Raw genomic sequence first — 24,871 nt, 5'->3', positions numbered from 1 at the left:
TCAGGCTTCGGCCGGCTCGTCGGGTGACTCGGGCAGGGCGACCTGGATCTGGGTGGTGACGCCGACCGCGACGAAGATGCCGCGGCCGGTCGGGCCCCCGCCGGCGGCGTTGCGGGGCAGGCGCAGCCCGAAGACGTCTCCGTCGTCGGGCGAGTCCACTGACAGCAGCACGCCGGAGCGGGACCGGCGGGCGTCGGACAGGAACCCCCGGTAGCCTCGGGCGAGGTCCTCGGTGGTGCCGCCGAGGATGACCGCGTGCTCGCCGTCCCGCGCCGAACGCAGGACCTTGCGGAGCGCGTCGTCGAGCTCGGTCTCGTCCAGCAGCTCGGCGTCGTCGACCACGACCGCGTACCGGTGCTCGTGCTCCAGGAGCGACTCCAGGTCCTCCTCCGACGCCATGGCGTCCAGGACGCCGAGCACTCCGGGACGACGGGCCAGTTCCCGCAGGGGGGATCGGCGCGGCGTGATGAGCACGATGGGCACCAGCCCTCCGCCGACCGACGGATCGAGCAGTGAACCCGCGATGGTGAGCAGTGCCGTGGAGCGGCCCGATCGCGCCGGGCCGGCCACGACGAATCCCGGGCCCTCCGCCAGGAGGTCGACGCCCACCGGCGCGAGCGCGTCGCCGCCCACGCCGACCAGGGCCCACAGCGGCGAGGGCGCGAGGAAGTCCGGTTCGAGCGCGAGAGCCTCCCGGTAGGAGACGCGTACGGGCAGCTCGTCGACATGCAGCGGCCGCATTCGGCGCGGCAGCCGCCCGTAGCGCGTGGAACAGGCGCGGGTGATGGCCTGCAGCGCGGCGACCTGCGCGGTGCCCGACGGATCGTCGCACAGCAGTCCGATCTGCGATTCGCGGAGCGGCTCGCCCGGCCCGATCTGCTCGAGCGCCCGCCCCGGCGGCATCACCGACGGCACCTGCTTCTCCTGGATCCCGGCGTGGCCGTAGTCCTGGGGATCGGCCATGCGCAGCACCAGCCGCCGGTCGAACACGGTGGACACCTGGCCGCCGAGGCCCGAGCGGTCGCCGGTGAACACCGCGCGCAGGCCGACGGCGGCGCCCTCGCGCAGCAGCCGCAGCACGGTGTCGATGAGCCGGCCGTAGTCGTAGTTCTCGAACGCGCCGACGAAGCCCTCCCAGCGGTCGAGCAGCAGGACCATCCAGGGCAGCCGCTCGGCCGAGGTCACCGCGGCGCGCTGCTCGGCGATGGAGGCGAATCCGGCCTCGGCCAGCAGTTGCTGGCGGCGGGCGACCTCGGCGGCGAGCGCGGCGAGCAGCCGCTCCACCCGGTCGAGCTGGTCGCGTCCGACGACCGCACCGCAGTGCGGCAGCGACACGAGCGGCAGCAGCGCGTTGGCCCCGCAGTCGATCGCGTACAGGTGCGCGTCGTACGGGGAGCACGACGCGGCCAGCGAGCCCGCCAGCGTGCGCAGCGCCGTGGACCGCCCGGATCGCGGTGAACCGGCCACGTACACATGACCGCCGCGCGCGAGGTCGAGCGTCAGGGGCTCCCTCGACTGGGTGGCGGGCAGGTCGGTCATCCCGAACTCGATCGGCGGCAGGTCGACCACGGAGCCGCCCGCCGCGGTACGGGGCGACAGCGTCACCAGCTCGGGCAGCTGCTCCAGCCACGGGCTCGGCCGCCGGCTGATCCCCGCGCCGCGGGCGGCGTCGGCGACCGCCCGCACCAGCACCGCCAGATCGGTGACCATGGTGGACTCGTCCCCGCCGCCGGCCCCGCCGGCCGCCGGTAGGGAGCGTCCCAGCCCGAGCCATGGCAGCGGCAGCACCGAGGCGGGCCGGGTGCCCGCGCCGGCGCCGGGCCGCCGCCCGCCGATCCGCGCCGACTGCACGGCGTGCAGCGACGAGACCCCGGACCGCACATAGCAGCGCCCCGGCGTGGACTTCGAGATGCGCACGGCCTCGGGGGAGTCGAGCACATCGGTCGACTCGTCGGCGTCGGTCACCCGCAGCGCGATCCGCAGGTTGGTGTTCGCGCGGATGTCGGCGGTCACGACGCCCGCCGGCCGCTGCGTGGCGAGGATCAGATGCACGCCGAGCGATCGGCCGCGCCGGCCGATGTCCACGAGCCCGGTGACGAAGTCGGGCAGCTCGGCCACCATCGCGGCGAACTCGTCGATGATCAGCACCAGTCGCGGCATGGGCTCGGGCCGCGCGCCGGTCGCCCGGTCGCGCAGGTCGTCGTAGTCCTCGATGTCCTTGGCGCCGGCGGCGAGCAGGAGCGCCTCGCGGCGGCGCAGCTCGGCGCCGAGGGAGTCCAGGGCCCGCTGGGTGAGGTGCCCGTCCAGGTCGGTGACCATGCCGACCGTGTGCGGGAGCTCGGCACAGTCCTTGAACGCGGCGCCGCCCTTGTAGTCGATGAGCACGAACGTCATCTCGTCCGGCCGGTTCGCCACGGCCAGCGACGCGATCAGCGTCTGCAGCAGCTCGGATTTGCCGGCGCCGGTGGTGCCGGCGATGAGCCCGTGCGGCCCGTCCGTGCGCAGATCCACGGAGAACGGGCCGTCGGCGCCGAGGCCGATCGGGACGCGGGTCCTGCGGCCGCCCCGCGCCCACGAGGCGAGCACGTGGTCGGCCGTCGGGTCGGGCATGCCGAGCAGCTCCAGCAGCCGGGCCGTCGCGGGAAGGGCCCCCTCGGCGTCCTCCCGGGAGACGTCTCGCACGGGTGCCAGTGCCCGGGCCAGCCGGTCACACCACGCAGGCGAGACCTGATCGGCCAGCACCGGCCCCAGCCGGTCGAGGCCGTGGCCGCGCAGCCGCAGGGCGGCGGGCCGGTCCCAGTCCCACGCCGCCACGGCCGTGCACTCCTCGGGCAGCAGCCGTTCCTCGTCGTCCACGCAGATGGCGTGCACTCCGTACTGCGGGCCGCTCGACAGGACCTGCGGCATGCCCGGCACCCGCCGCAGCGTGCGGGCGCCGTCGAGCACGACCAGGATGTTGTACGGGGGCGCGGCCTGGTCGGCCGACGACGACAGCGATCCTGCGGCGGCGTTCTGGCGGCGGCGCCGGTCGGTGATGCGGATGGCCAGTTCGGTGACCCGGCGGGCCACCGACTCGGGGTCGGTGCCGACCATCGCGACGCAGTCCTCGCCCTCGCGGGGAGCGCAGTGCGGCAGCCAGCGCACCCAGTTCCAGTGCTCCGCCCCGCCCGGCCCCGCCTCGCCCGAGTCGGCCCCGCCCGAGTCGGCACAGAGCACCACGATGGCCAGATCGCGCGGACTGTGCAGCGCCGCCGCCTGGGCGACCAGCCAGCGGGCCAGCCCCCGCGACGCCGTCCGCGGGCCGGTCAGCCCGATCACGCCGAGCTCGGCCAGCGGCAGCGTGACCGGCACCGTGCGGGCGACCGGCTGCTCCCGGTCGGCCTCCTTGTCCACCAGTTCGATGTGCGCCGGCTGGTCGGCATAGCCCACGCGCAGGCACAGCGCGTCGGGATCGGTGATCCGCCGTTCCCACAGCCTGCGGCGCGGGCCGGTGGCGGTGAGCAGCACCTCGGCGGGATCCGGGCTCAGTACCCGCCGCTCGGTCTCGTCGGCCCGGCGCAGCCGCTCGACCTCCAGATCGAAGTCCTCGATGCGCTGGTGATACTCCTTCAGCGCCTTCCGATAGGACTTGCGGCCGTGGACGCGGTCGCCGATCCACTCGCCGACCTGCATGATCGGCCAGCTGAGGGCGAACAGCGCCCACCACCACTGTCTGAGCGCGAACGCCATGACCAGGCCGAAGGCCGAGAACATGAGGGCGCTGAACAGCCTGAGCCGCTGTCGCTCACCTCGCTCCGGGCGCTGCGGCACCTCGATGCGCCACGGGCGCCGGGACGGGCCGATGCGCGGCGGCCGGTTGAACGCGAGCCCGCCCTCGGGAAGGGGCTCGAGGTGGGTGTCCGGGCGCGCCGACGGGGCCAGGGTGAGGGCCGTCGATCCCATGACGAGCATGCCGCCGACCGGCCAGTCGCACGGCCCGGTCAGAGGGGCCTGGTCCAGCGTCGCCGTCGTCTGCCGTGAGGCCTCGACGGTGACCTGGTCGGGCTGCACCGTCACCCGCAGGGAGTGACCGGGTATCTCCGGATCGGTGAGCCTGAGGTCGGCGTCGTCGCCCGTGCCGAGCGTCGTGGTGCCGATCCCGAGCCGGTGCACGCCACCCGCCGCCGGGCCCCCGACCACGCGGATCTCGACCAGTCCCGAGGGCTCGGCGAGTACGGTGGCGGCCGCCGCCCTGGGCTCGATCGTGACGACCGCGCCGTCGCGCAGCGTCCGCCCGGCCTCGGCCCGCGGATCGAGCATCCGGCCGTCCATCCACAGAGCCTGGGCGCGCGGCGATTTCACCGCCCGGGCCGGTGGATCGGGCGTGTCGCCGTCGCCGATGGTGCGGACCAGTGATGTGGCGACGCTCTCCACGGTCATATCGGAATCGCCATTGATCACGATATCCCGGGGGCCCTGTTCGGTCAGCGCCGTGAGCGAAATGCGCATCCATACCCTCCGCTGTTCGGCCTGGCGCCAAGCCTAGGTCGTACGCCCGCACCGCGGGCGAAGGCTCGGATCATTCTGACCGGGTGGTCCTGTCCCGATCCGGGGCGGGAAACATTAACGGTGAGTAGCGTTAATAGTCCGAATATCTGCAGGTCAGTTCGAAGAACAGGGTCACGGGACGGCCTCACCCGCGCGAATCCATTGACGTCGGCTTGTCAAGACCGGGACCATGGGTCGCTCCGGCCGTCTGCGCATGCTTCGGAGTGGCCAAACCGATGAAGACCAGTCAGTCGACCGCCGCGAACACCGCGAATCCGGCGAACACCGCGGCCGGCCTTGGGCGTACGGGCCTCGGCGCCTCAACCGGTCAGCGGCTTCCCGTACCTCCCCGTGAACGCAAGCCCGCCCTCGCCGCCCTCGCCGTACTGCTCATCCTGGGCGGCGCGCTCACCAGCGCCTATCTCGTCATGGCCAGCGGCCAGCGGGTCTCGGCCATCCGGATCGCCCAGCCGGTCGCGGCCGGGCAGCGCATTCCCGCCGACGCGCTCGAGGAGGTGCAGATCGGAAACACCGGCATCGAGTTCATCAGCTGGACGGAGCGCGGCGCGGTGTCGCAGGCCTACGCGGCCGTGCCCCTGGTCAAGGGGGCACTGCTCACCAACGGCATGGTCTCGCCGACCGACGCCGCGACCAACGGGCGGGTCGTCGTGGGGCTGGCGCTCAAACCCGGTCAGCTGCCGGCCGACGGACTGAAACCGGGAGACCGGGTGAGCCTGTACGGGGTCGGCGGCCAGAACGCCGCGGGCGTGCGGGCCGGCACGACGCTCTCCGAGGACGCGATCGTGGTCGACGTCGCGCGGGGTGGAGAGCAGAGCCTGCAGTCGGACCAGACCATGATCTCGATAGCGGTGCCGCCCGAGGAGGCGCCGCAGGTCGCCCAGGCCGCGTCGGCGGGAGCCGTGGCGGTGGCCCGGGTGCCCGTGGGCACGAAGGTCCGCGGCGGCGCGACGGCGCCGAGTGGGCAGACGTCCGGCGGCCAGAACCCGACCGGTCAGAACCCGAACGGCCAGAATCCGACCGGCCAGACGTCGGACGGGCCGGAGCCGGGCGGCCAGAACCCGAGCGGGCGGACCCCGACGCCGGCCGGGGGCGGCTAGGTGGCCCTCATCGCCCTGGCGGCGGACAAGGGGGCACCGGGCGTCACCACCGCCGCGGTGGCCTTGGGCGCGGTGTGGCCGCGGCCGGTCCTCGTCGCCGAATGCGACCTGGCCGGAGGGGATCTCGTCTACCGCCTGCCGGGCGAGTCGGGCATGCTCAATCCGGCCCGCGGACTGCTGAGCCTGGCCGCGACGGCCCGCCGCGGTCTGCGCCCCGACCAGATCGGCGAGCACGGCCAGCGGCTCGTCGGCGGGCTCGACGTCCTGGCGGGGCTCACCAACGGCGAGCAGGCGCAGGGACTCACCTGGCTCTGGGGGCCGCTCGGCCGTGCCTTCGCCTCACTCGCGCCCGTGGACGTGATCGCCGACTGTGGCCGGCTCGGCGCGGGCACCGCGCTGCTCGACCTGCTACGCGAGGCCGACATGATCGTGTTGCTCACCCGGCCGACCCTCGAGCAGGTGGCGCACCTGCGCGAGCGCGTGAACGCGCTCGGCACGGAGCTGCGCGGGGGCCCGCCCATCGGGATCATCGTCGTCGCCGACCCCCGCGACTACCGCGCCTCGGTCGCCGAGGTGGACCGGATCGTCACCAACGCGAGACTTCCGGCGACGGTGCTGGGGGGTTTCGCATTGGACCCCAAGGGTGCTGAAATGCTGCGGGGCCAATGGGGCGGGCGCCTGGACAGGTCGCTGCTGATCCGTTCGGCGCGGGAGGTCGCCGGCGATCTGGTGGGGCGGTTGACCGCGTCCTCTGGCCCGGGGGCGGGAGGCGTGCGCCCGGCCGACGGGGTCGGGGGGCGCACGCGGTGAGGGGGCGGTAGGTGGACCACAGTCTGGTCAAACGACTGCGCCAGGAGGTCGGGGACCGGCTGGCGCAGCAGCGCCGGCTCGACGCGGCGAGCGGGATCCCGCCGATGTCCTCGGAGGACGAGCGGCAGTTCGCCCGTGCCCTGATCGGCCAGGTTCTCGAGGAGTACGCGCGCGGTGAGATCACCGCCGGCCGCCGCCCGCCGAACGCCGAAGAGGAGGAACAGCTCGCGGCCGGCGTCCATGCCGCGCTGTTCGGTGTCGGCCGGCTGCAGCCGCTGCTCGAGGACACCGAGATCGAGAACATCGACATCAACGGCTGCGACCGGGTCTTCATCGGCTACGCCGACGGCCGTGAGGTCATGGGCGAGCCGGTCGCCGAGACCGATGACGAACTCGTCGAGCTGGTCCAGGTCCTCGCCGCCTACAGCGGGTTGTCCTCGCGGCCCTTCGACACCGCCAACCCGCAGCTCGACCTCCGCCTGCCGGACGGTTCGCGGCTGTCGGCGGTGATGGACGTCTCCGTGCGGCCCGCGCTGTCCATCCGCCGGGCCCGCCTCGGCAAGGTGTTCCTGTCCGATCTCGTCGGCAACGGGACGTTCAGCAGGGAGGTGGGGCTGTTCCTGCGCGCCGCCGTGGCCGCGCGCAAGAACATCATGATCGCGGGCGCCACCAACGCCGGCAAGACCACCCTCCTGCGCGCGATCGCCAACGAGATCCCGCCATCGGAACGTCTGATCACCGTCGAGCGGGCGCTGGAGCTCGGCCTGGACCACTTCCCGGAGCTGCACCCGAACTGCATCGCCCTCGAGCAGCGGCTGCCCAACTCCGAGGGCGAGGGTGCGATCTCGATGGCCGACCTCGTCCGGCGCTCGCTGCGGATGAACCCCTCTCGGGTCATCGTCGGCGAGGTCCTCGGCGACGAGATCGTCACGATGCTCAACGCGATGACCCAGGGCAACGACGGCTCGCTGTCGACCATCCACGCCAACTCCTCGGTCGAGGTGTTCAACCGGGTGGCGACCTACGCGATCCAGTCCGAGGAGCGGCTGCCCATCGAGGCGACGCACATGCTGATCGCCGGTGCCATCGACTTCGTCGTGTTCATCGAGAAGCGCAACGACTACGCGGTGGGCGGCCGGCTGCGCCGCTACGTGTCGAGCGTCCGCGAGGTGACCGGCTGCGACGTGCGGGTGCTGTCCAGCGAGGTGTTCGCGGCCGGCCCGGACGGCCATGCCGTGCCCGCCGCGCCGATCGCCTGCGCCGCCGAGCTGGCCGAGTACGGCTACGACCCGGCCCAGGGGGTGCCCTGGTGATGCGTCCCCTGGTGATGACTTCGACCCGGTGTGCACGTGCCCGGGGTGCAGGTATCTGTTGTGCAGGTGTCAGGTGTGCAGGTCTCAGGTGCGGAGGTGGCCGCGGATGCTGACGCCCGACGTGCTGTACGCCGTGCTGGCCGGCGGGCTGGTCGGCGGCGGACTGGTGCTGCTGGTCGCCGCCGTGCGCGGGCTGCCCGTCCGCCCGGGCCGGGCCGGCCGGGGCCGCAGCCGCGAGGAGATCCTGCGCACCCTGACGACCCGCGGCTCTATCGGCATCGGTGCCGGAGCCGCCGCGCTCGTCGCGACGCGCTGGCCGGTCGCCGCGATCGGCACCGGACTGCTCGCCTTCGGCTGGAACGGCATCGCCGGCGGCGCCGCCGAGGAGCGCCGGGCGATGGCCCGGCTGGAGGCCCTCGCCGCCTGGACCGAGTCACTGCGCGACACCATCGCCGGCGCGGTCGGCCTGGAGCAGGCGATCCCGTCGTCGCTGCGGGCGGCGGCACCGGTGCTGCAGCCGCATCTGCGGATCCTCGTCGACCGTATGCACACCCGGATGCCGATGGGCGACGCGCTGCGCCGGTTCGCCGACGACCTCGACGACCCCTCGGCCGACCTGGTCGTCGGCGCGCTGATCCTCAACTCCCGGCTGCGCGGCCCGGGGCTGCGGGACATGCTCACCGCCCTGTCGGCCTCGGCGCGGGCCGAGCTCGACATGCGCCGCCGGGTCGAGGCCAACCGGCGCACGACCCGCCGCAGCGTCCAGATCGTCGTCGGGGTGTCGGTCGGCACCGCACTGTTGCTGGCCGTCTTCAACCGGTCGTACGTGGAGGTGTACGACGGGTTCCTCGGACAGTTCGTGCTCGCCGGCGTCGTCGCCCTGTTCGGGCTCGGGTTCGTCTGGCTGCGCCGGCTCTCCCGCTACGACATGCCGCAGCGCTTCCTCGGCCGGCCGGGCACGCAGCCCGGGGTCCCGACCGAGGTCCCGGCCACCGTGGCCGGGTGGCAGGGCGGGCGGGGCGACGGAGGACGGCTACGGGGACGGCACGCCATGGACGCGGGAGGTGGTCCGTCGTGAACGCTCCGATGCTGGCCGGGGCCGCCTGCGGCATCGGCCTCTACCTGCTGCTGCGGGCGCTGTTCCCGCCGCGTCCCGGGCTGGCCGCCAGCCTCGCCGCCTTCGACGCGGCCGCCCGCCGCCGGGACGAGGACGCCCGGGCCCGGCGCACGTCCCCGACCCGGGAGAAGGTCGGCGGCCTGCGCTCGCAGCTCGGCCGCAGACTGGCCAGGTTCTACGACGAGCGCGGCTGGGAACAGCGGTCCGTACGCGCCGATCTGGCCATCGTGGAGAAGTCCTTCGAAGGCTTCCTCGCGACCAAGTTCCTGCTGCCGGCCGCCGCGCTGGTCTTCATCCCCGTGCTGGTCGGTTACTTCGCGCTGCTCGGCATGGGGGCCTCGCTGGCCGTCCCGCTCTGGCTGGGCGTGCTGTTCGCGGCGGTGTTCTTCTTCCTGCCCGACCTGCAGCTCCGGCAAGATGCGGCGCAGCGCCGGCGGGACTTCCGGTACGTGGTCGGCGCGTTCCTCGACCTGGTCGCGATGAACCTGGCCGGCGGTCGCGGCGTGCCCGAGGCCCTCATGACCGCGTCGCAGGTGGGCGAGGGCTGGGCGATCGGGCGGATCCGGGACGCCCTGGCCAACGCCCGCATCACCGGGCAGACTCCGTGGCAGGCACTCGGCAACCTCGGCGACGAGATCGATGTCGTCGAGCTGCGCGACCTGTCCGCGGCGCTGGGGCTGGTCGCCGACGACGGCGCGAAGGTACGGCAGTCACTGTCGGCCCGGGCCGCCTCGATGCGCAGCCGCCAGCTCTCGGAGGTGGAGGGCAAGGCCGGCGAGCGGTCGCAGTCCATGCTGGTCGCCCAGCTGCTGCTGTGCACCGGCTTTCTGGTCTTCCTCGCCTTTCCGGCGGTGATGCGGGTGCTTGCCGCATGACCGGAACCCGAACAGAAGACGCCGAGGAGCGCCCCATATGAATCCCCTGACCGACCCGGCGATCGTCTACCTGCGGGCCCTGCTCGGGCACCGCCTGCACCAGGTGCGCGCCGACACCGACCGCAGCCGGGGTGCGTCCGCCATCGAGTGGGCGATCATCACCGGCATCCTCGCTCTCATCGCGATCGGCATCGGCGTGACCATCAAGAACAAGGTCGACGAGGCCGCGTCGAACATCAAGACCAAATAGCGCCATGGGCCGTCCCGCCGACCACCCGCCACCGGCTCGAGCACGGGCCGGTGGTGGCGCGGGCGCCCCTGACCGGGGGGCGACGTCGCTCGAACTCGCGCTGCTGACCCCGATCCTTCTGCTGGTGATGCTGATGGTGGTGCAGTTCGCGATGGTCTACCACGCCCGGCACGTGGCCCTCGCCGCGGCGCAGGGCGGCGCCAGGGTCGCCCGCAGCGAGGTCACCGGGGACTGGAAGGGGCGGTCGGAGCAGAAGGCACGGTCACAGGTCCAGCAGTTCGGATCGCGGCTGCTGGCCAATACCAAGGCCGAGGCGGGCGGTGACGGCAATGAGCGCTGGGTCGAGGTGAGCGGCGAGGCCGTACAGGTGATCCCGTTCTTCACCTTCCGCGTGCACCAGCGGTCCGGTGGCCCGATCGAGTGCTTCCGGCCCGACGTCGGCAGCGCCACCCGGTGCGGTGACGGGCCGTGACGCGCGCCGCCGGGGGCTCCGCCCGGGGGTCGATGGCACTGGAGCTGGCGCTGCTGACGCCCGTGCTCATCGCGTTCATGATGCTCATGGTCGGGGTCGGCCGGATGGTGGAGGCCCAGAGCCAGATCGACGGAGCCGCCAGGGACGGAGCCAGGGCCGCCTCGGTCGGCCGTACCCAGGGCGATGCCGCCGCCTTCGCCGACCGGGCGAGCAAGGAGACGCTCAAGACCCGCGACTGGTGCCAGGGCGGTCCGAGGGTGGGCCCGGACCTGTCCGAATGGGCACCCGGCGGTCAGGTGACCGTGACGGTGACGTGCGACGTCGACCTGGGCGGGATGTCGCTCATCGGGCTGCCGGGCTCGAAGACGATGACCGGCACCGCCACGGTTCCTCTCGACACCTACCGGAGGACCGGATGATCGCGGGACGGACGGGGGGGCCGATCGCGGGACCGGCCAGGAACCTGGTCGCGGCACCGGCCGCGCGACCCGGCCGCGATCGGGGAACCGTCTCGATGTTCACCGTGATCTTCGCGCTGTTCGTCATCATGCTGGCCGGGCTCCTGGTCGACGGCGGCCTCGCCATCCACGCGCGGCAGCGCGCCGCCGACATCGCCGAGCAGGCCGCGCGGGCCGCCGCCGACGAGATCGACGTCGGCCTGCTGCGGAGCAGCGGTGAACTGCGGATCGCGGATGCCGCCAGCGCCTGCGCGAGAGCGCGTCGGCTGGTGGCGAAGTACCCCGAGGTGTCGGGCGGCGGGATGGAGTGCCGTCTGCAGGATCCGCAAACGGCGTGGGTACAGGTGACGATCACGGTGAAATTGCAACTGCTGTCAATCATGCCGGGTTTCTCCGACATGGAAATCACCTCATTCGCCACGGCGACTCCGGAAACAGGAACTTGATCTTTGGGAACCGAAGCAGGAACTTGATCTGTGGGTGGAAGTGCGGGCCGGGCCCGGCACCGTAATGGCGTCCACCACCGACCCCAGCCATTCGTCGGACGGGAGCGTGAAGATGTGCGAGGACTGTTCTCGGCGTGACTTGTACGGCTCCGCCTGCCAGAGTGGCGACGGTCGTACCATGACGTTCGATGGCATTCGCCATCCGCAGACAGGGATCTGAAGCCAATGGGCGCGTCGCGGCAGGCAGTGAGGGTTCGGGGCAGGCGGAGCCCGGGTGATGTGCTCCAGGGCCTCGCCGCCGTGGCGGCGCTGGCCGCGCTCGTCGCCGGGGTCCCGTTCGCCCTTCTCACGTTCTTCGGTTCGCCCGTACCCGACCACCTGCCCACGGTCGACGACCTGACCCAGCGGCTCGGGCCGAGCTCGCTCATCACCATCCTGGTGTCCCTGGTGTGGCTGGCCTGGCTGCAGCTGTCGATCTGCGTGCTGGTCGAGGTCTACGCGGGCGTGCGGGGGGTCGGCGTGCCGGCTCGCGTGCCGCTGGCCGGCGGGACCCAGTCGCTCGTACACCGGCTCGTCGTCACGGCGCTGCTGCTCTTCACCGCCACGACGGCGATCATGCCCGCGTTCGCTAGCCGTGACCTGCACCCCGCCCGGCCGGTCCAGACCCAGTCACAGCAGCTCCAGCGGATCCCGGCGACTCCGGCGGAGGTCTCCGCGCCCGAGCTCGCCGAGAGCGTCCAGAGCCCGCCGGTGCACAAGGCGAAGGCCAAGAAGATCTACCGGGTGCAGCCACCGCACGGCCGCCACCACGAGAGCCTCTGGGAGATCGCCGACAAGTGCCTCGGCGACGGCCGCCGCTATCCGGAGATCTACGAGCTCAACAAGGGGCGCCAGCAGCCCGACGGCACCCGGTTGACCATCGCCAGCCTGATCCGGCCAGGCTGGGTGCTGGTCATGCCCGACGACGCGGTGGGCGCCCAGGTCGTACCGGCGCACGACCTCGACGACTACTCCACGCACGGCAAGGCCAAGCCCGATCGGCAGGATCTCGCCGAGCCGCTTCCGCAGGCCCCTCCCGCCGGCGCGGACCAGTCCGCTTCCGGCGGCGCCCATGCGGCGGTTCCGGCGCCGCGCGCCGGCGCCGCGGACCGGCAGCCGGAGCAGGGCGCGGGCGAGCACCGGCCCGCCGCGTCCGAGCCCGCCGGTGAGCAGGCCGGCGAGCAGACCGTCCGCGACGACGCCGGCACGAGCGGCGCGGAGCAGCAGGAACCGCACGAGGCGGCCCCGGCCGCGCACGCGTACGACTTCGGCTGGCCGCAGGGCCTCGCGGTGGCGTCTCTGCTCGCCGCGGGGCTCCTCGCCGCGCTCGGGCGACGACGGCGCGAGCAGATGTGGCATCGCGCGTTCGGCCAGATGATCCTGCGTCCGGAGGGCGACGCGGCCGTGGCCGAGCAGGCGCTGCGGCTCGGCGCCGACACCGAGGCCACCAGGCTGCTCGATCTCGGACTGCGGCAGATGTCCAAGGCGCTGGCCGCCGACGGCCGCACCCCCCCGACCGTCTACGGGGTGCACCTCGGCTCCGACAGTCTCGACCTCTGGATCGCGCCGGCCGACCGCAACCCGCCCGAGCCGTGGGAGGCGCACGACAGCGGCCAGGTGTGGCGGCTGCACCGCGACCGGATCGGTGATCTGGCGCTCGAGCCGGACGGCCTGCGCGACGTGCTGGCGCCGTACCCGGGGCTGATCTCGATCGGCACCAACGACAACGGCCGCATCATGGTCGACCTCGAGGCCGCGCACGGACTCATCGTCCTGCGGGGCCCCGAGGAGGTGCGGCGGGCGGTGCTCGCGGCGGTCGCCATCGAGCTGGCCACCAACCGCTGGTCCGACCACATGCGCATCACGCTCGTCGGATTCGGCGAGGAGCTCTCGCACATCGCGCCGGATCGCATCCGGGCGGTCGGCTCACTGGCCGAGGCGCTGCCCGAACTGGAGGCCCGGGCCGAGGAGGTGCGGCAGGCCCTTGCCGCGTCCGGCGCCGACTCGGTGCTCACCGGCCGCTGCCGCGGCGTGTTCGGCGAGGCCTGGATGCCGCACTACCTGATCATGGCGGACCAGCCCACGACCGAGGAGGCCGACCGGCTGGTCGCACTGGCGAGGACCGGTCAGCGGATGGCGGCCGGCTACATCGTGCCCGGCGACGTCCAGGGCGCGACATGGACCTGGGAGGTCGACCAGGTCGGCCGGATGCAGGCGGGCGTGCTCGGGTTCGACGTCGAGGCGCAGATGGTCCCCGGGCATCACTACCGGGCGGTCGTCGAACTGTTCCGCACCGCCGGCCGGCTCGACGGCGTCGCACTGCCGGAACCCGCCGGCGAGCCCACGGCCGGTGTGGTCCCCGCGGAGCAGCAGCCCGTGGTCGACGTACGGCTGCTCGGGCCGATCGAGGTCGACGCGCCCGGACCGATGGAGCAGACGCGGCGGGCCCTGTGCACGGAGGTGCTCGTCTACCTGGCGACCCACCCCGGCGGCGTGCACCCGACGGTGCTGAGCGGCGCCGTCTGGCCGCGCGGCGTCACCGCGGGCGTCCGCGACGCCACGATCGCCCGGGTGTCCGACTGGCTCGGGCGCGACTCGCGCGGCCGGCCCAACCTCTACTACGACGACGGCGGGCGGATCAGGCTCGGCTCCGAGGTGCGGGTCGACTGGAGCGTGCTGCGCTGGCTGATCTGGCGGTCGGCGGCCGAGCCCGCGTCGGAGACGGCGTACATGTCGTACGCGCTCGACCTGGTGCGCGGGCCGCTGCTCGCCGACCGGCCGCGCGGACGCTACGCGTGGCTGGCCGCCGACGATCTCGAGTACGAGGCCGGCGGGCGGGTCGTCGACGTCGCCCACCGGCTCGTGGTGCTCCGGCTCGACGACGGTGACGCGCGGGGCGCGATCGCCGCCGCCCGGGCCGGCCTGCGGCTCGCACCCGGCGACGAGGGGCTGTGGCGTGATCTGCTGCGGGCCACGCACGCGACCGGCGACCAGGCGCAGGTGCGGGTCGTGGCCGAGGAACTGCGCAGGCAGGCCGAGCGCGACGCGATGCTCGGCCACATGCAGCCCGAAACCGAGGCCATGATCGACGAATTCGTGCCGCAGTATCGCCGCGTCTCCATCTGAGATGCTCCCGCCCCGCCGCCGCCCCGCCGCCGCGCCGCCGGCGGCGGTGGTGGTGGCTCAGCGGAGGTTGCCGGTGTGGCCGAGCGAGAATCGGCCCGGCTGGGGATAGACGCACAGGTTTGGTGAACCCCCGCCCGCCCTGATCACCCGGATCGGCCGGCCGGTACTGGTGGGGATCGCGTACACGAGGCCGGGGGAGCGGCCGGGCAGCCACAGCACCTTCCCGTCCGCCGACACCCCACCGGGCCCGGCCGAGCCGCCGAGCGGCAGGCGCCAGCGGCCAACCACCCGGCGGGCGGTGAAGTCGATCAGCGAGACGGCGACGCTGCCGGAGACGTACAGGATCGAACCGTCCCGGCTCGGGGTGAGCGCGCCCGCACCGGGCCCGGTGCGGATGAAGCCGAGCTTGCCGAACCGCTCGGCGTCGATCACCCAGACGCCCTGGGCCACCGGGTCGGACACATAGAAGACGGTGCCGTCCGGCGACAGCCGTACGTCCTCGGGGGCGGCCCGCCGATGCAGCGGGAGCACGCCGGTCACTGTGCCCCGCTTCGGATCGATCCGCACCAGCCCGCCCGAACGCGCGCAGGTCACGATCAGGAAGTCGCCGGCGGCGGAGAAGTCGGCGTGCCTCGCACCATCGCACGGCACCGGCAGAGAATGCCGCAACCGCATCGTCCGCGGGTCGCGGAAGTCGATCCGCCGCAGCCGGCCGGTCATGACCAGTGCGGTGCCCCCGTCCGGGGTGAAATAGAGGTCGTGCGGCGAGGTCACCGCCACGGCCCGCCCGCGGCGGCCGGTGCGCGCGTCCACGGGCACCAGCGTGCCGCCCGCGCCGTCGCCGACCCAGAGGGTCTTCAGGTCCCAGGACGGCACGATCTGCCGCGGCGCGATGCCCAGGCGCAGGCGGTGCACCACCTGGAACGTCCGCGGGTCGACGAGTTCGACCGCGCGGCGCGCCGCGTTCGGGACCCAGATCCGCGCGGGCACCTCCCGGACCACCGGGCTCAGCATGCCCGGCCGGGTCCAGGCGTAGACCGGAGCCGCCCGGCCGAGCGTCCGTGAGGCGTCCGTCCGGCCGGCGGACCGGCCGCCCGGGAGATCCGGCACGGCGGCCGCTCGGGCGTCCGGGTCGATGTACGGCATCGGGCCGCCCAGCCCGAACACGGGCGCGTCGGGCCGCTGGTCGTCGGCGTAGAAGGGGACGGGGGATCGGCAGCCCGACAAGGCGACCAGGCCCGCGCAGGTCCCCGTCAGGGCCACACGCAGTCGTCGCCGATTTCGCAGCCGTACCACGCGGGGACTGTACCGACTTCGCAACTCATGGTGTCGGGTCAATCACAAAAGGTGTGTGTCGGGCTGCTATGGGCGGCCTGCCGGGCCCTGGGCGGGTCAGCCGGCCGTTTCGTGCCGAAGCAGCCATTCCTTACGGTCCAGGCCGTAGTAGTAGCCGTTCAACCGCCTGGTCCCGGTTCCGGTCGAAGCCACCACGCGATGGCAGGGGATCACCGGGGCGATGAGGTTCTGCGCGCACGCCTGACCGGCCGCCCGCGCGCCACGGGTGAGTCCGGCCCGCACCGCGAGCTCGCCGTAGGTCACGGTCTCATCGGACCGTACGTCGCGCAGTGCCGCCCACAGCCGCTCCCGTACCGGCGGACCCGGCGCGTGGACGGTGAGAGCGTCCAGCGCGTCGAGATCGCCGCCGAAGTACGCCTCGTGCGCCTTGCTGATCTCGCCGAGGTCGGGGGCGTCCACGAGTTCCAGTGTCCGCAGCGATGGGTGCAGGCGGGCGTGCAGTTCTCGCGGGTCGGCGGTGAAGCCCGCGCCGATGAGCGCGGACTCGTGTTCGAGCATCGCCAGCGGCCCGATCGGCGTCCGAAGCACGGTGGCATGGATCATCGGAGGATTCCTCTCGTTCATGAGAGTCGGGTTCAGCGGGAGTCGGGTTCGGCGGGAGTCGGGTTCAGTGCGAGTCGTTCAGTGCGAGGTCCAGAGATGCATGGCGGCGTAGGCCCGCCAGGGACGCCAGCGCTCCGCCCGCTGCGCGAGCGCCGGCTCGGAGGCGCCGAGGGCGTCGAAGGCCCGGCGGAGCCCGAGGTCGGTGGCGGGAAAGGCGTCAGGGTCCCCGAGCGCACGCATGGCGATGTAGCTCACCGTCCACGGCCCGATTCCGGGGAGCGCCATCAGCCGGTCGGCCGTCTCGCCCGGCTCCGCTCCGCCGTTCAGGTCGATCTCCTCCGCCGCCACGGCCGCCGCGAGCGCCCGGAGGGTCCGCTGGCGGCCCCCGGTCAGCCCGAGCCGGCTCAGATCCGCGTCCGCGAGCCGGGCCGCTGTCGGGAACAGGTAGCTCGGCCCGGTGCCCGCGGACCCGGGCGTACGGCTGGTGCCGCAGCGGGCCACGACCCGGCCGGTGAGGGTGCTCGCCCCGGCGACCGAGACCTGCTGGCCGAGCACCGCGCGGACCGCGAGCTCGAAGCCGTCGAAGGCGCCCGGAACCCGCAGCCCCGGCCGCGCCGAGACGAGTGGAGCCAGTAGCGGGTCGGCGGCGAGCGCGTCATCGACCGCCCAGGGATCGGCGTCGAGGTCGAACATCCGCCGGCACCGTGCCACCAGCGACGCGACCCCGCGCGGGCTCGGCGCGCCGGCCCGCAGCAGAACGTGGTCGTCCCGCGGGATCAGCTCGATCGTCCCCACCTCGGTCTCGGTGCCCGAACCGGCGTCAGAGGCGCCGGCCGGGGCCGCGCCGGTCGCGGTGGCGATGGTCCGGACGTAGCGGTCCGCCGTCACCTTCTCGACCCCCGGGATGGCCCGCGCCGCGAGATAGGCCAGCAGCGATCCGGAGTCGTACGGCCGCCGGACCGCCAAGCGCAGCTCCAAGGTGGCCGGCCGGCCGAACCCGCGGCCGACACCGCGCAGCTCCGACGGGGCCTGGCCATAGGTCTCGCGCATGCTCGCGTTGAACTGCCGTACGCTGCCGAACCCGCTGGCGAAGGCCACGTCGGTCACCGGCATGTGGGTTTCGGCGAGCAGCCGCCGGGCGAGCCGCAGCCGGCGGTTGCGGGCCACCGCCAGCGGCGGCACGCCGAGTTCCGCGACGAACAGCCGATGCAGGTGCCGCTCGGTGACCGCGAGCCGCCGGGCCAGCCCGCGCACGCCGAAGTCGTCGACCACACCGTCGTCGATGAGCCGCAGGGCCCGGCCGATCAGGTCGCCCCGTACATCCCAGTCGGGTGATCCGGGGCTGGCCTCGGGCCGGCAGCGCTTGCACGGCCGGAAACCGGCGCCCTCCGCCGCCGCCGCGGCGGCGAAGAACCGTACGTTCCGCCGTGCGGGCGTGCGGGCCGGGCAGATCGGCCGGCAGTAGATGCCGGTCGAGGTCACGGCGGTGAAGAACCGGCCGTCGAAGCGGGCGTCCCGGGAGGTCACCGCCCGGTAGCAGGAGTCGAAGTTGAGCACGTTCCGATTCAACCCCAGGCAGCGACCACATGCTGGCGGGAATCGGACGCCGCCGTTCTTATGGCCTCGCTCCGCTCGGCGGCTCGCGGGCGCCTTAACGCGGCGTCTTCCCTCGTCGCTCCCGAGCGCTCGTTCCTCACGCTCGCTCCTCAGTCCAGACGCCGCGCGCCCGCTCGCAGGGCCGCTTGGAACCGGACCACTCAGCCGGACTTGCCGATGCCGATGCCGAACTCTCGGTAGACGCGTTCCCAGAAGCCGTCCCGCAGCCACGTGCGGGCCTCCTGGTAGGGGCGCAGCGACCGGCCGAGCTCCTTTTCGGCCTCGATCAGCAGCTCTTTGTCGATGACCGGCGGCAGGATGGGCCCAGGGAGCAGATCACGGATGTTGTCGCGGCCCCGTTCGAACACCCACTTCTGGGCGACGTGTTCGCCGATCTCCAGCATCTGGGAACGCTCGGGGCCGAGCTTGCCGTCGGTCGAAGCGTGCTGGGCGGTGGGCTTGATCGCGGCCGGGACCGGGCGGGCGATCGCGGCGGGCGACGGCGCACGGCCCGCGAAGACCTGCGAGGGCTTCGGCACCGGACTGGCGGCTCGGGGCGCGGCCGTGTCGGGCGGCTGTTCGCCGGCGGGCACGGCGATGACGCCGGCCTTGCTGAAGTACGGGCGCAGGAAGTCCGACGGCAGCACCTCGACGGTGTCGGACTCCCACACCAGCCACTCGGCCTGGTTGGAGCCGTGCGTCGGCTCGACGCCCCACAGGTGGACGCGGACGCCGTAGCGCTGCGCCGCCTCTACCGCCGGCAGCATGTCCTCGTCCCCGGCCAGCAGCACCGCGTCGGTGATCGCGCGGTGCCGGGCGAGCGCCTCGAGATCGGCACGCAACTGGGCGTCGACGCCCTTCTGCTGGCCCTGTGCGTTGAGGTTGCCGAGCCGCAGTTTGACCAGCGGCAGGTTGGCGATGACGCGCTGGTCCACGGTCGGCTGCCGCTTGGGGGCGGCGTCGAACCAGTACACCCGCAGCAACTCGCCGCGCATTTTCTCCGCCGCGTGACTGGTCAGTGCCCGGATCAGCTTCTCGGCGGCGACCCGGTATTCACGCCGGGAAGTCGCGTCGAGCAGCAGCGCCCCGGAGGCCGCGTAGAGATAGCCCGCGTCCACGAAGACGGCATAGCGGGCGGGCTGGGGAACTAGCTCCGAGGTAGTCATGGGCTTTCTAGCTTATTCATGCCGGAGCCTTTACGGGCACGAACCACCGTTACCCGCTTCCCCATGAAACAGCCGAGTCGCTAACCGTCGCGACGGTTAACGGGGGAATGCGCTTGCGCGCCAGGCTCCCGGGCCGGGTGCCGGCGGCCGCTGGACCAGCCGGGATCGGTCCGCCCACCAGGATCCACGGCGCGTCGCGGGCCCGGCTGCGGCGCGGGCAGCCATCTCGGCGCGCGCGCTGAGCACCGCGACGAGGGCGGCGATCTCCTCGGCGGTCGGCTCACCGCGCACGATCTGCAGGAACGGCTGGTCAGCCATGGCCTCTCCCTGTCGCAGCCCGGGTCACAGCGGGATGTTCCCGTGCTTCTTCGGAGGCAGCGTCCTGCGCTTCTCCCGCAGTGCGCGAAGTGCCTTGACGACCTGTGCCCGGGTCTCCGACGGCTTGATGACCCCGTCGACATATCCCCGTTCAGCGGCGATGTACGGATTGGCCAGCGTGTCCTCGTACTCGGTGATCAGCTCGGCGCGGCGGGTACCCGGATCGTCCGCGGCGGCCAGTTCGCGCCGGTAGAGGATGTTCACCGCGCCCTGCGCGCCCATCACGGCTATCTGCGCGGTCGGCCAGGCCAGGTTGATGTCGGCGCCGAGGTGCTTGGAGCCCATGACGTCGTACGCCCCGCCGTACGCCTTTCGAGTGATCACTGTGACCAGTGGGACGGTCGCTTCGGCATAGGCGTACAACAACTTCGCGCCCCGCCGGATGATGCCGTTCCATTCTTGATCGGTACCGGGAAGAAATCCCGGCACATCCACAAATGTCAGAACTGGAATATTAAACGCATCACAAGTCCGTACGAAACGTGCGGCCTTTTCGGAGGCGTCGATGTCGAGCGTGCCGGCGAACTGCATCGGCTGGTTGGCGACGATGCCGACCGAGTGTCCCTCTACCCGGCCGAAGCCGCAGATGATGTTCGGCGCGAACAGCGGGTGCACCTCGAGGAACTCACCGTCGTCCAGCACGTGCTCGACCACGGTGTGCATGTCGTAGGGCTGGTTCGGCGAGTCTGGGATCAGCGTGTCCAGGGCCTCGTCCAGCGCCTCGAGGTCCACCACCGCCGGGTAGGCCGGGGCCTCGGCGAGGTTGTTCGACGGCAGGTACGACAGCAGCTCCTTGGCGTACTCGATCGCGTCCTTCTCATCGGACGCCTGGTAGTGCGCCACCCCTGACCTGGTGTTGTGCGCGTGGGCGCCGCCGAGGTCCTCGAACGTCACCTCTTCGCCGGTCACCGTCTTGATCACATCGGGGCCGGTGATGAACATGTGGGAGGTCTGGTCCGCCATCACCACGAAGTCGGTGATCGCGGGGGAGTAGACCGCGCCGCCCGCGCACGGCCCGAGGATCAGGGAGATCTGCGGGATCACGCCCGAGGCGTGCACGTTGCGTTTGAAGATCTCGGCGTAGAGCCCGAGCGCGACCACGCCCTCCTGGATCCGCGCCCCGCCGGAGTCGTTGATGCCGATCACCGGGCAGCCGGTCTTCAGCGCGTGGTCCATGACCTTGCAGATCTTCTCGCCGAAGACCTCGCCGAGCGATCCGCCCGAGACGGTGAAGTCCTGGCTGAACACCGCGACCGGCCGGCCGTCCACCGTGCCGTGGCCGGTCACGACGCCGTCGCCGTACGGGCGGTTGCGCTCCATGCCGAAGCTGGTGGACCGGTGCCGGGCGAGCTGGTCGAACTCGACGAACGAGCCCGGGTCGAGCAGCGCGTCGATCCGTTCCCGTGCGGTCATCTTGCCCTTGGCGTGCTGCTTTTCCACCGCTCGCCCCGACCCGGCGTGCACGGCCTCGTAGCGTCGCCGTTCAAGGTCGGCGATCCTTCCCGCGGTCGTGTGGATGTCGATGTCGCCGGTGGGTTCTGGAGCTTCCGTCGCCATGTGGAACAGCCTAGCCAGGCCTGGCCCGGCCACATTTGCCCGGGCCGGGCACACCAGCGGGGCGGCTCCGCTGACTACGCTGAGCGGGTGGCTACCAATATCCGCGACGGCGCCCGGACAGGGCAGACCGAACGCAATTCGGCACGGCAGGAGATGCCCGAGCCGCTACGGCGCGACGTCCGCCTGCTCGGCTCTCTGCTAGGCCAGGTCCTCGTCGAGTACGGCGGGCAAGGTCTGCTCGACGACGTCGAGAGGCTGCGGCACTCCGTGATCGCCGCCCGGCGCACCCACGAGGGCGGCGGCTCCGGCGAAGCGGCGGGTGACGAGTCCACCGGCGACGAGTCCACCGGCGACGAGGTCGCCGCGATCGTCGCCGGATGGACCCTGGAACGGGCCGAACTCGTCGCACGGGCGTTCACGGTCTACTTCCACCTGACCAATCTGGCCGAGGAGCACCACCGGATCCGCACGCTGCGCGAGCGCGACACGGCCGCCCCCCGCCCGGTCACCGGCGAGGAGCCGGGCGAGCCGGTGAGCGGTTCGGTGGCCGCCGCGCTGGCCGAGATCCGCGCGGGCGGCCCGGATCGGCTCGATGAGACGCTTCGCGAGCTGGAGCTGCGCCCGGTGTTCACGGCGCACCCGACCGAGGCCCGCCGCCGGGCGGTGGTCACCGCGATCATGCGGATCAGCGGCCTGCTGAACGATCTGAACGACGTACGGCTCGGCGAGAGCGAACACCAGGACGTCCGGCGGCGGCTGCTCGAGGAGATCGATCTGCTCTGGCGCACCGCGCTGCGCCGGCACACGCAGATGGACCCGCTCGACGAGGTGCGCACGGCGATGGCGGCCTTCGACGAGACGATCTTCCGCGTCGTGCCCGCGGTCTACCGGGTGATGGACACCGCGCTCGACCCCGAAGGGGTCGGCGAACGCCCGCCGCGCGCCCCGGCCTACCTGCGGTTCGGCAGCTGGATCGGCGGCGACCGCGACGGCAACCCGCACGTCACCGCGCAGGTGACCCGTGAGGCCATCATGATCCAGGCCGACCACGTACTGCGCGCGCTGGAGACCGCGTGCGTGCGGATCGGCCGCGAGCTCACCGCGCACGTCTCCACGACCCCCGCGTCGCCGGAGCTCACCGCCGCGCTGGCGGCGGCCCGGGCCGCACAGCCGAAGCGCATCGCCGAGATCGTCAAGCGCTCTCCGGGTGAGCCGCACCGGCAGCTGCTGCTGTACGCCGCTGAACGGATCGGCGCCACCCGCACCCGTGACGCCGACCTCGCCTATGACTCACCGGACGAGCTGCTCGCCGAGCTGCGCCTGGTGCAGGACTCGCTCGCCGCCGCGGGGTCGGCCCGGCAGGCCTACGGTGAGCTGCAGCATCTGATCTGGCAGGTCGAGACCTTCGGGTTCCACCTCGCCGAACTGGAGATCCGCCAGCACTCCGCGGTGCACGAGAAGGCCCTGGCCGAGGTACGCGCCGGAGGGGCTCTGTCCGAGCAGACCGAGGAGGTCCTCGACACCCTGCGGGTCGTCTCCTGGATCCAGGAGCGGTTCGGGGTCGAGGCGTGCAAGCGCTACGTCGTGTCCTTCACCCGTTCGGCCGAGGACGTCGCGGCCGTGTACGAGCTCGCGGCCGCCGCCGGAGGCGCGGCCGGCGGGCCGATCCTCGACGTGGTGCCGCTGTTCGAGACCGGTGAGGACCTCGAGCGGGCGCCCTCGGTGCTCGAAGGGATGATCGAGCAGCCGGCGGTGCAGGCCCGGCTGGCCCAGACCGGACGCCGCATGGAGATCATGCTGGGCTACTCCGACTCGGCGAAGCAGCTAGGGCCGACCAGCGCCACCCTCCGGCTGTACGAGACCCAGGAGGCGCTCGCCGCCTGGGCGCAGCGGCGCGACGTGACCCTGACCCTCTTCCACGGCCGGGGCGGCTCGCTCGGCCGCGGCGGCGGTCCCGCGAACCGCGCGATCCTGGCGCAGGCGCCGGGCTCGGTGGCGGGCCGCTTCAAGGTCACCGAGCAGGGCGAGGTCATCTTCGCCCGGTACGGGCATCTGGCGATCGCGCGGCGCCATATCGAGCAGGTCACCAACGCGGTCCTGCTCGCCTCGACCCCCGCGGTCGAGGACCGCGCCCGCGCCGCCGCCGCCCGCTTCCGCGGGCTGGCCGACCGGATGGGCGCCGCGGCACAGCGCGCCTACCGGGCCCTGGTCGAGGACGACGGCTTCCCTGAGTGGTTCGCGCGGGTCAGCCCGCTGGGCGAGATCTCCCAGTTGCGGATCGGGTCGCGGCCCGCCAGGCGCAGCGCCTCGACCTCGCTCGACGATCTGCGCGCCATCCCGTGGGTGTTCGCGTGGACCCAGACCCGCGTCAACCTGCCCGGCTGGTACGGCCTGGGAAGCGGACTCGAGGCCGCCGCCGAGGAGGGCCTCGACACGCTTCGCGAGGCGTACAGGTCATGGCCGCTGTTCGCCGCGCTGCTCGACAACGCCGAGATGAGCCTGGCCAAGACCGACAGGGACATCGCCGCCCGCTACCTCGACCTCGGCGGCCGGCCGGCGCTGACCGAGACCGTGCTGGCCGAGTACGACCGGACGCGCTCCCTGGTCCTGGCGGTGACGGGCCATCAGCGACTGCTCGAGAACCGCCGGGTGCTCTCCCGCGCGGTGGAGCTCCGCAACCCCTATGTCGACGCGCTGTCCCACCTGCAGCTGCGCGCGCTGGGCGCGCTGCGCGAGGGCGTCGCCGACGACGCCGAGCGGGACAGGTTGGAAGAGCTGTTGCTGCTCACCGTCAACGGCGTCGCCGCCGGCCTCCAGAACACCGGGTGACGGCAGAGGCCCGGCCGGCCGCGCACGCCGACCGGCCGGCCGTCCGGGAGACCGTCGAGGACGCCTACCCGCCGGGGCCACAGGGTCGAGGCTCAGTGGCCGGGCCAGCGGGGCGTGCGCTTCTCGTTGAAGGCGGCGATGCCCTCCCTGCGGTCGGCCGAGAAGGCGACGGTGCGCCACGCGGCGTCCTCGATGTCGAGGGCGGCGGTCATTGCGGCGTCCGCTCCGTTGCGCATGGCGCGCTTGGCGGCGCGCACGGCGACCGGAGAGTTCTTGGCCATCAGCGCCGCGACCGTGAAGGCCTCTTCGCGGACGTTGCCGGCCGGCACCTTGCGATCGACCAGGCCGTAGCCCACCGCCTCGTCGATGCCGAGCCGCCGTCCGGTCAGCACCAGATCGGCCGCGCGGCCGGGGCCCAGGCGGCGTACGGCCAGCTGGGTGCCGCCACCGCCGGGGACCAGCCCCACGCTGACCTCGGGCAGGCCGAACACCGCGGACTCGTCCGCCACGATCAGATCGCATGACAGCGCGAACTCACAGCCGCCGCCGAGGGCGAAACCGTGCACGGCCGCCACGACCGGCTGGGGCAGGCCGAGCACGGCGCCGAAGGCGGCGCGGAAGATCTCACGCTGGCCCAGCAGCTCGGTGTCGGTCATGCCGGCCCGCTCCTTGAGGTCCGCGCCGACGCAGAAGGCCTTGTCACCGGCGGCGCTGAGCACGACGGCCCGCACCTGAGGGTCCTCGGCGACCTCGGCGCACACCGCCGTCAGCCGCCGGGCCATCGCGGTGGAGAGGGCGTTGAGCGCCTCAGGACGGTCCAGCACTATCTCGGCGACGTGATCGAACCGATGCAGGCTCACACCCTCGTTCATGAGGAGCACTCTAGACGCGGGCG

19 protein-coding genes are annotated in these 24,871 nt (G+C 72.8%); 11 read left to right on the top strand and 8 right to left on the bottom strand.

The features are described 5' to 3' along the window. On the bottom strand, positions 1-4,488 hold the full coding sequence (locus HKK72_RS12325; RefSeq protein ID WP_187234450.1) for an FtsK/SpoIIIE domain-containing protein: 4,488 nt from the start codon (positions 4,486-4,488) through the stop codon (positions 1-3). Between the two features lie 275 nt (positions 4,489-4,763). Between HKK72_RS12325 and HKK72_RS12320 the strand changes: the two genes are divergently transcribed. The 10 genes from HKK72_RS12320 to HKK72_RS12275 all read left to right on the top strand — a co-directional run bounded on the left by HKK72_RS12320 (position 4,764) and on the right by HKK72_RS12275 (position 14,551). Next, positions 4,764-5,645 carry a hypothetical protein gene (locus tag HKK72_RS12320; protein ID WP_187234449.1) on the top strand — a complete coding sequence of 294 codons (882 nt, stop codon included), beginning with the start codon at positions 4,764-4,766 and terminating at the stop codon, positions 5,643-5,645. Then, the gene (locus HKK72_RS12315) at positions 5,646-6,455 is read left to right on the top strand and encodes a hypothetical protein (protein WP_187234448.1); all 810 of its coding nucleotides are present in this window, start codon (positions 5,646-5,648) and stop codon (positions 6,453-6,455) included. A gap of 11 nt (positions 6,456-6,466) precedes the next feature. Beyond that, entirely contained in the window at positions 6,467-7,768 is a 1,302-nt protein-coding gene (locus HKK72_RS12310; protein WP_187234447.1) for a CpaF family protein, read from the top strand. 106 nt (positions 7,769-7,874) lie between these two features. After that, complete coding sequence (locus tag HKK72_RS12305; RefSeq protein ID WP_187234446.1) at positions 7,875-8,846, top strand: type II secretion system F family protein; 972 nt, start codon at positions 7,875-7,877, stop codon at positions 8,844-8,846. After that, positions 8,843-9,760 (top strand): type II secretion system F family protein, encoded by a 918-nt coding sequence (locus HKK72_RS12300; RefSeq protein ID WP_315987206.1) that lies wholly within the window; start codon positions 8,843-8,845, stop codon positions 9,758-9,760. Before HKK72_RS12305 ends, HKK72_RS12300 begins: the two co-directional genes overlap by 4 nt. Before the next feature lie 37 nt (positions 9,761-9,797). Continuing rightward, positions 9,798-10,010 (top strand): Flp family type IVb pilin, encoded by a 213-nt coding sequence (locus HKK72_RS12295; RefSeq protein WP_187234445.1) that lies wholly within the window; start codon positions 9,798-9,800, stop codon positions 10,008-10,010. A gap of 4 nt (positions 10,011-10,014) precedes the next feature. Beyond that, the gene (locus HKK72_RS12290) at positions 10,015-10,482 is read left to right on the top strand and encodes a TadE/TadG family type IV pilus assembly protein (protein ID WP_187234444.1); all 468 of its coding nucleotides are present in this window, start codon (positions 10,015-10,017) and stop codon (positions 10,480-10,482) included. Continuing rightward, on the top strand, positions 10,479-10,901 hold the full coding sequence (locus HKK72_RS12285; RefSeq protein ID WP_315987205.1) for a pilus assembly protein: 423 nt from the start codon (positions 10,479-10,481) through the stop codon (positions 10,899-10,901). The genes HKK72_RS12290 and HKK72_RS12285 overlap by 4 nt, the downstream gene beginning before the upstream one ends. A 95-nt stretch (positions 10,902-10,996) precedes the next feature. Continuing rightward, positions 10,997-11,386 (top strand): pilus assembly protein TadG-related protein, encoded by a 390-nt coding sequence (locus HKK72_RS12280; RefSeq protein WP_187234443.1) that lies wholly within the window; start codon positions 10,997-10,999, stop codon positions 11,384-11,386. A 279-nt stretch (positions 11,387-11,665) separates the two neighbouring features. After that, positions 11,666-14,551, top strand: a complete 2,886-nt coding sequence (locus tag HKK72_RS12275) for a BTAD domain-containing putative transcriptional regulator (RefSeq protein WP_315987204.1) — start codon at positions 11,666-11,668, stop codon at positions 14,549-14,551. Positions 14,552-14,608: 57 nt separating this feature from the next. On the opposite strand, the gene HKK72_RS12270 is transcribed toward HKK72_RS12275, so the two are convergent. From HKK72_RS12270 to HKK72_RS12245, 6 genes are all read right to left on the bottom strand, one after another. Continuing rightward, on the bottom strand, positions 14,609-15,847 hold the full coding sequence (locus HKK72_RS12270; protein ID WP_187234441.1) for a YncE family protein: 1,239 nt from the start codon (positions 15,845-15,847) through the stop codon (positions 14,609-14,611). 96 nt (positions 15,848-15,943) lie between these two features. Then, complete coding sequence (locus HKK72_RS12265) at positions 15,944-16,450, bottom strand: methylated-DNA--[protein]-cysteine S-methyltransferase (RefSeq protein WP_187234440.1); 507 nt, start codon at positions 16,448-16,450, stop codon at positions 15,944-15,946. Positions 16,451-16,528: 78 nt separating this feature from the next. Beyond that, complete coding sequence (locus HKK72_RS12260; RefSeq protein WP_315987203.1) at positions 16,529-18,007, bottom strand: DNA-3-methyladenine glycosylase 2 family protein; 1,479 nt, start codon at positions 18,005-18,007, stop codon at positions 16,529-16,531. Positions 18,008-18,207: 200 nt separating this feature from the next. Beyond that, positions 18,208-19,212: an NYN domain-containing protein gene (locus tag HKK72_RS12255; protein WP_187234438.1), complete on the bottom strand. Its 1,005-nt coding sequence runs from the start codon at positions 19,210-19,212 to the stop codon at positions 18,208-18,210. Positions 19,213-19,308: 96 nt separating this feature from the next. Further along, a complete protein-coding gene (locus HKK72_RS12250) occupies positions 19,309-19,530 on the bottom strand; it encodes an acyl-CoA carboxylase subunit epsilon (RefSeq protein WP_187234437.1) in 222 nt (73 codons plus the stop codon). 24 nt (positions 19,531-19,554) lie between these two features. Beyond that, a complete protein-coding gene (locus HKK72_RS12245) occupies positions 19,555-21,147 on the bottom strand; it encodes an acyl-CoA carboxylase subunit beta (RefSeq protein ID WP_187234436.1) in 1,593 nt (530 codons plus the stop codon). Positions 21,148-21,300: 153 nt separating this feature from the next. On the opposite strand from HKK72_RS12245, the gene HKK72_RS12240 reads away from it, so the two are divergent. After that, complete coding sequence (locus HKK72_RS12240) at positions 21,301-23,976, top strand: phosphoenolpyruvate carboxylase (protein ID WP_187234466.1); 2,676 nt, start codon at positions 21,301-21,303, stop codon at positions 23,974-23,976. A gap of 92 nt (positions 23,977-24,068) precedes the next feature. Here the strand turns inward: HKK72_RS12240 and HKK72_RS12235 are convergent, their stop codons facing one another. After that, on the bottom strand, positions 24,069-24,848 hold the full coding sequence (locus tag HKK72_RS12235; RefSeq protein WP_187234435.1) for an enoyl-CoA hydratase/isomerase family protein: 780 nt from the start codon (positions 24,846-24,848) through the stop codon (positions 24,069-24,071). Between the last annotated feature and the right edge of the window lie 23 nt (positions 24,849-24,871).

It is taken from the genome of Actinomadura sp. HBU206391 (genome assembly GCF_014323665.1).
Taxonomy (GTDB): Bacteria; Actinomycetota; Actinomycetes; order Streptosporangiales; family Streptosporangiaceae; genus Actinomadura_C.
The sequence above is the reverse complement of the archived record's forward strand: the minus strand, read 5'-3'. Positions and strand labels throughout refer to the sequence as shown.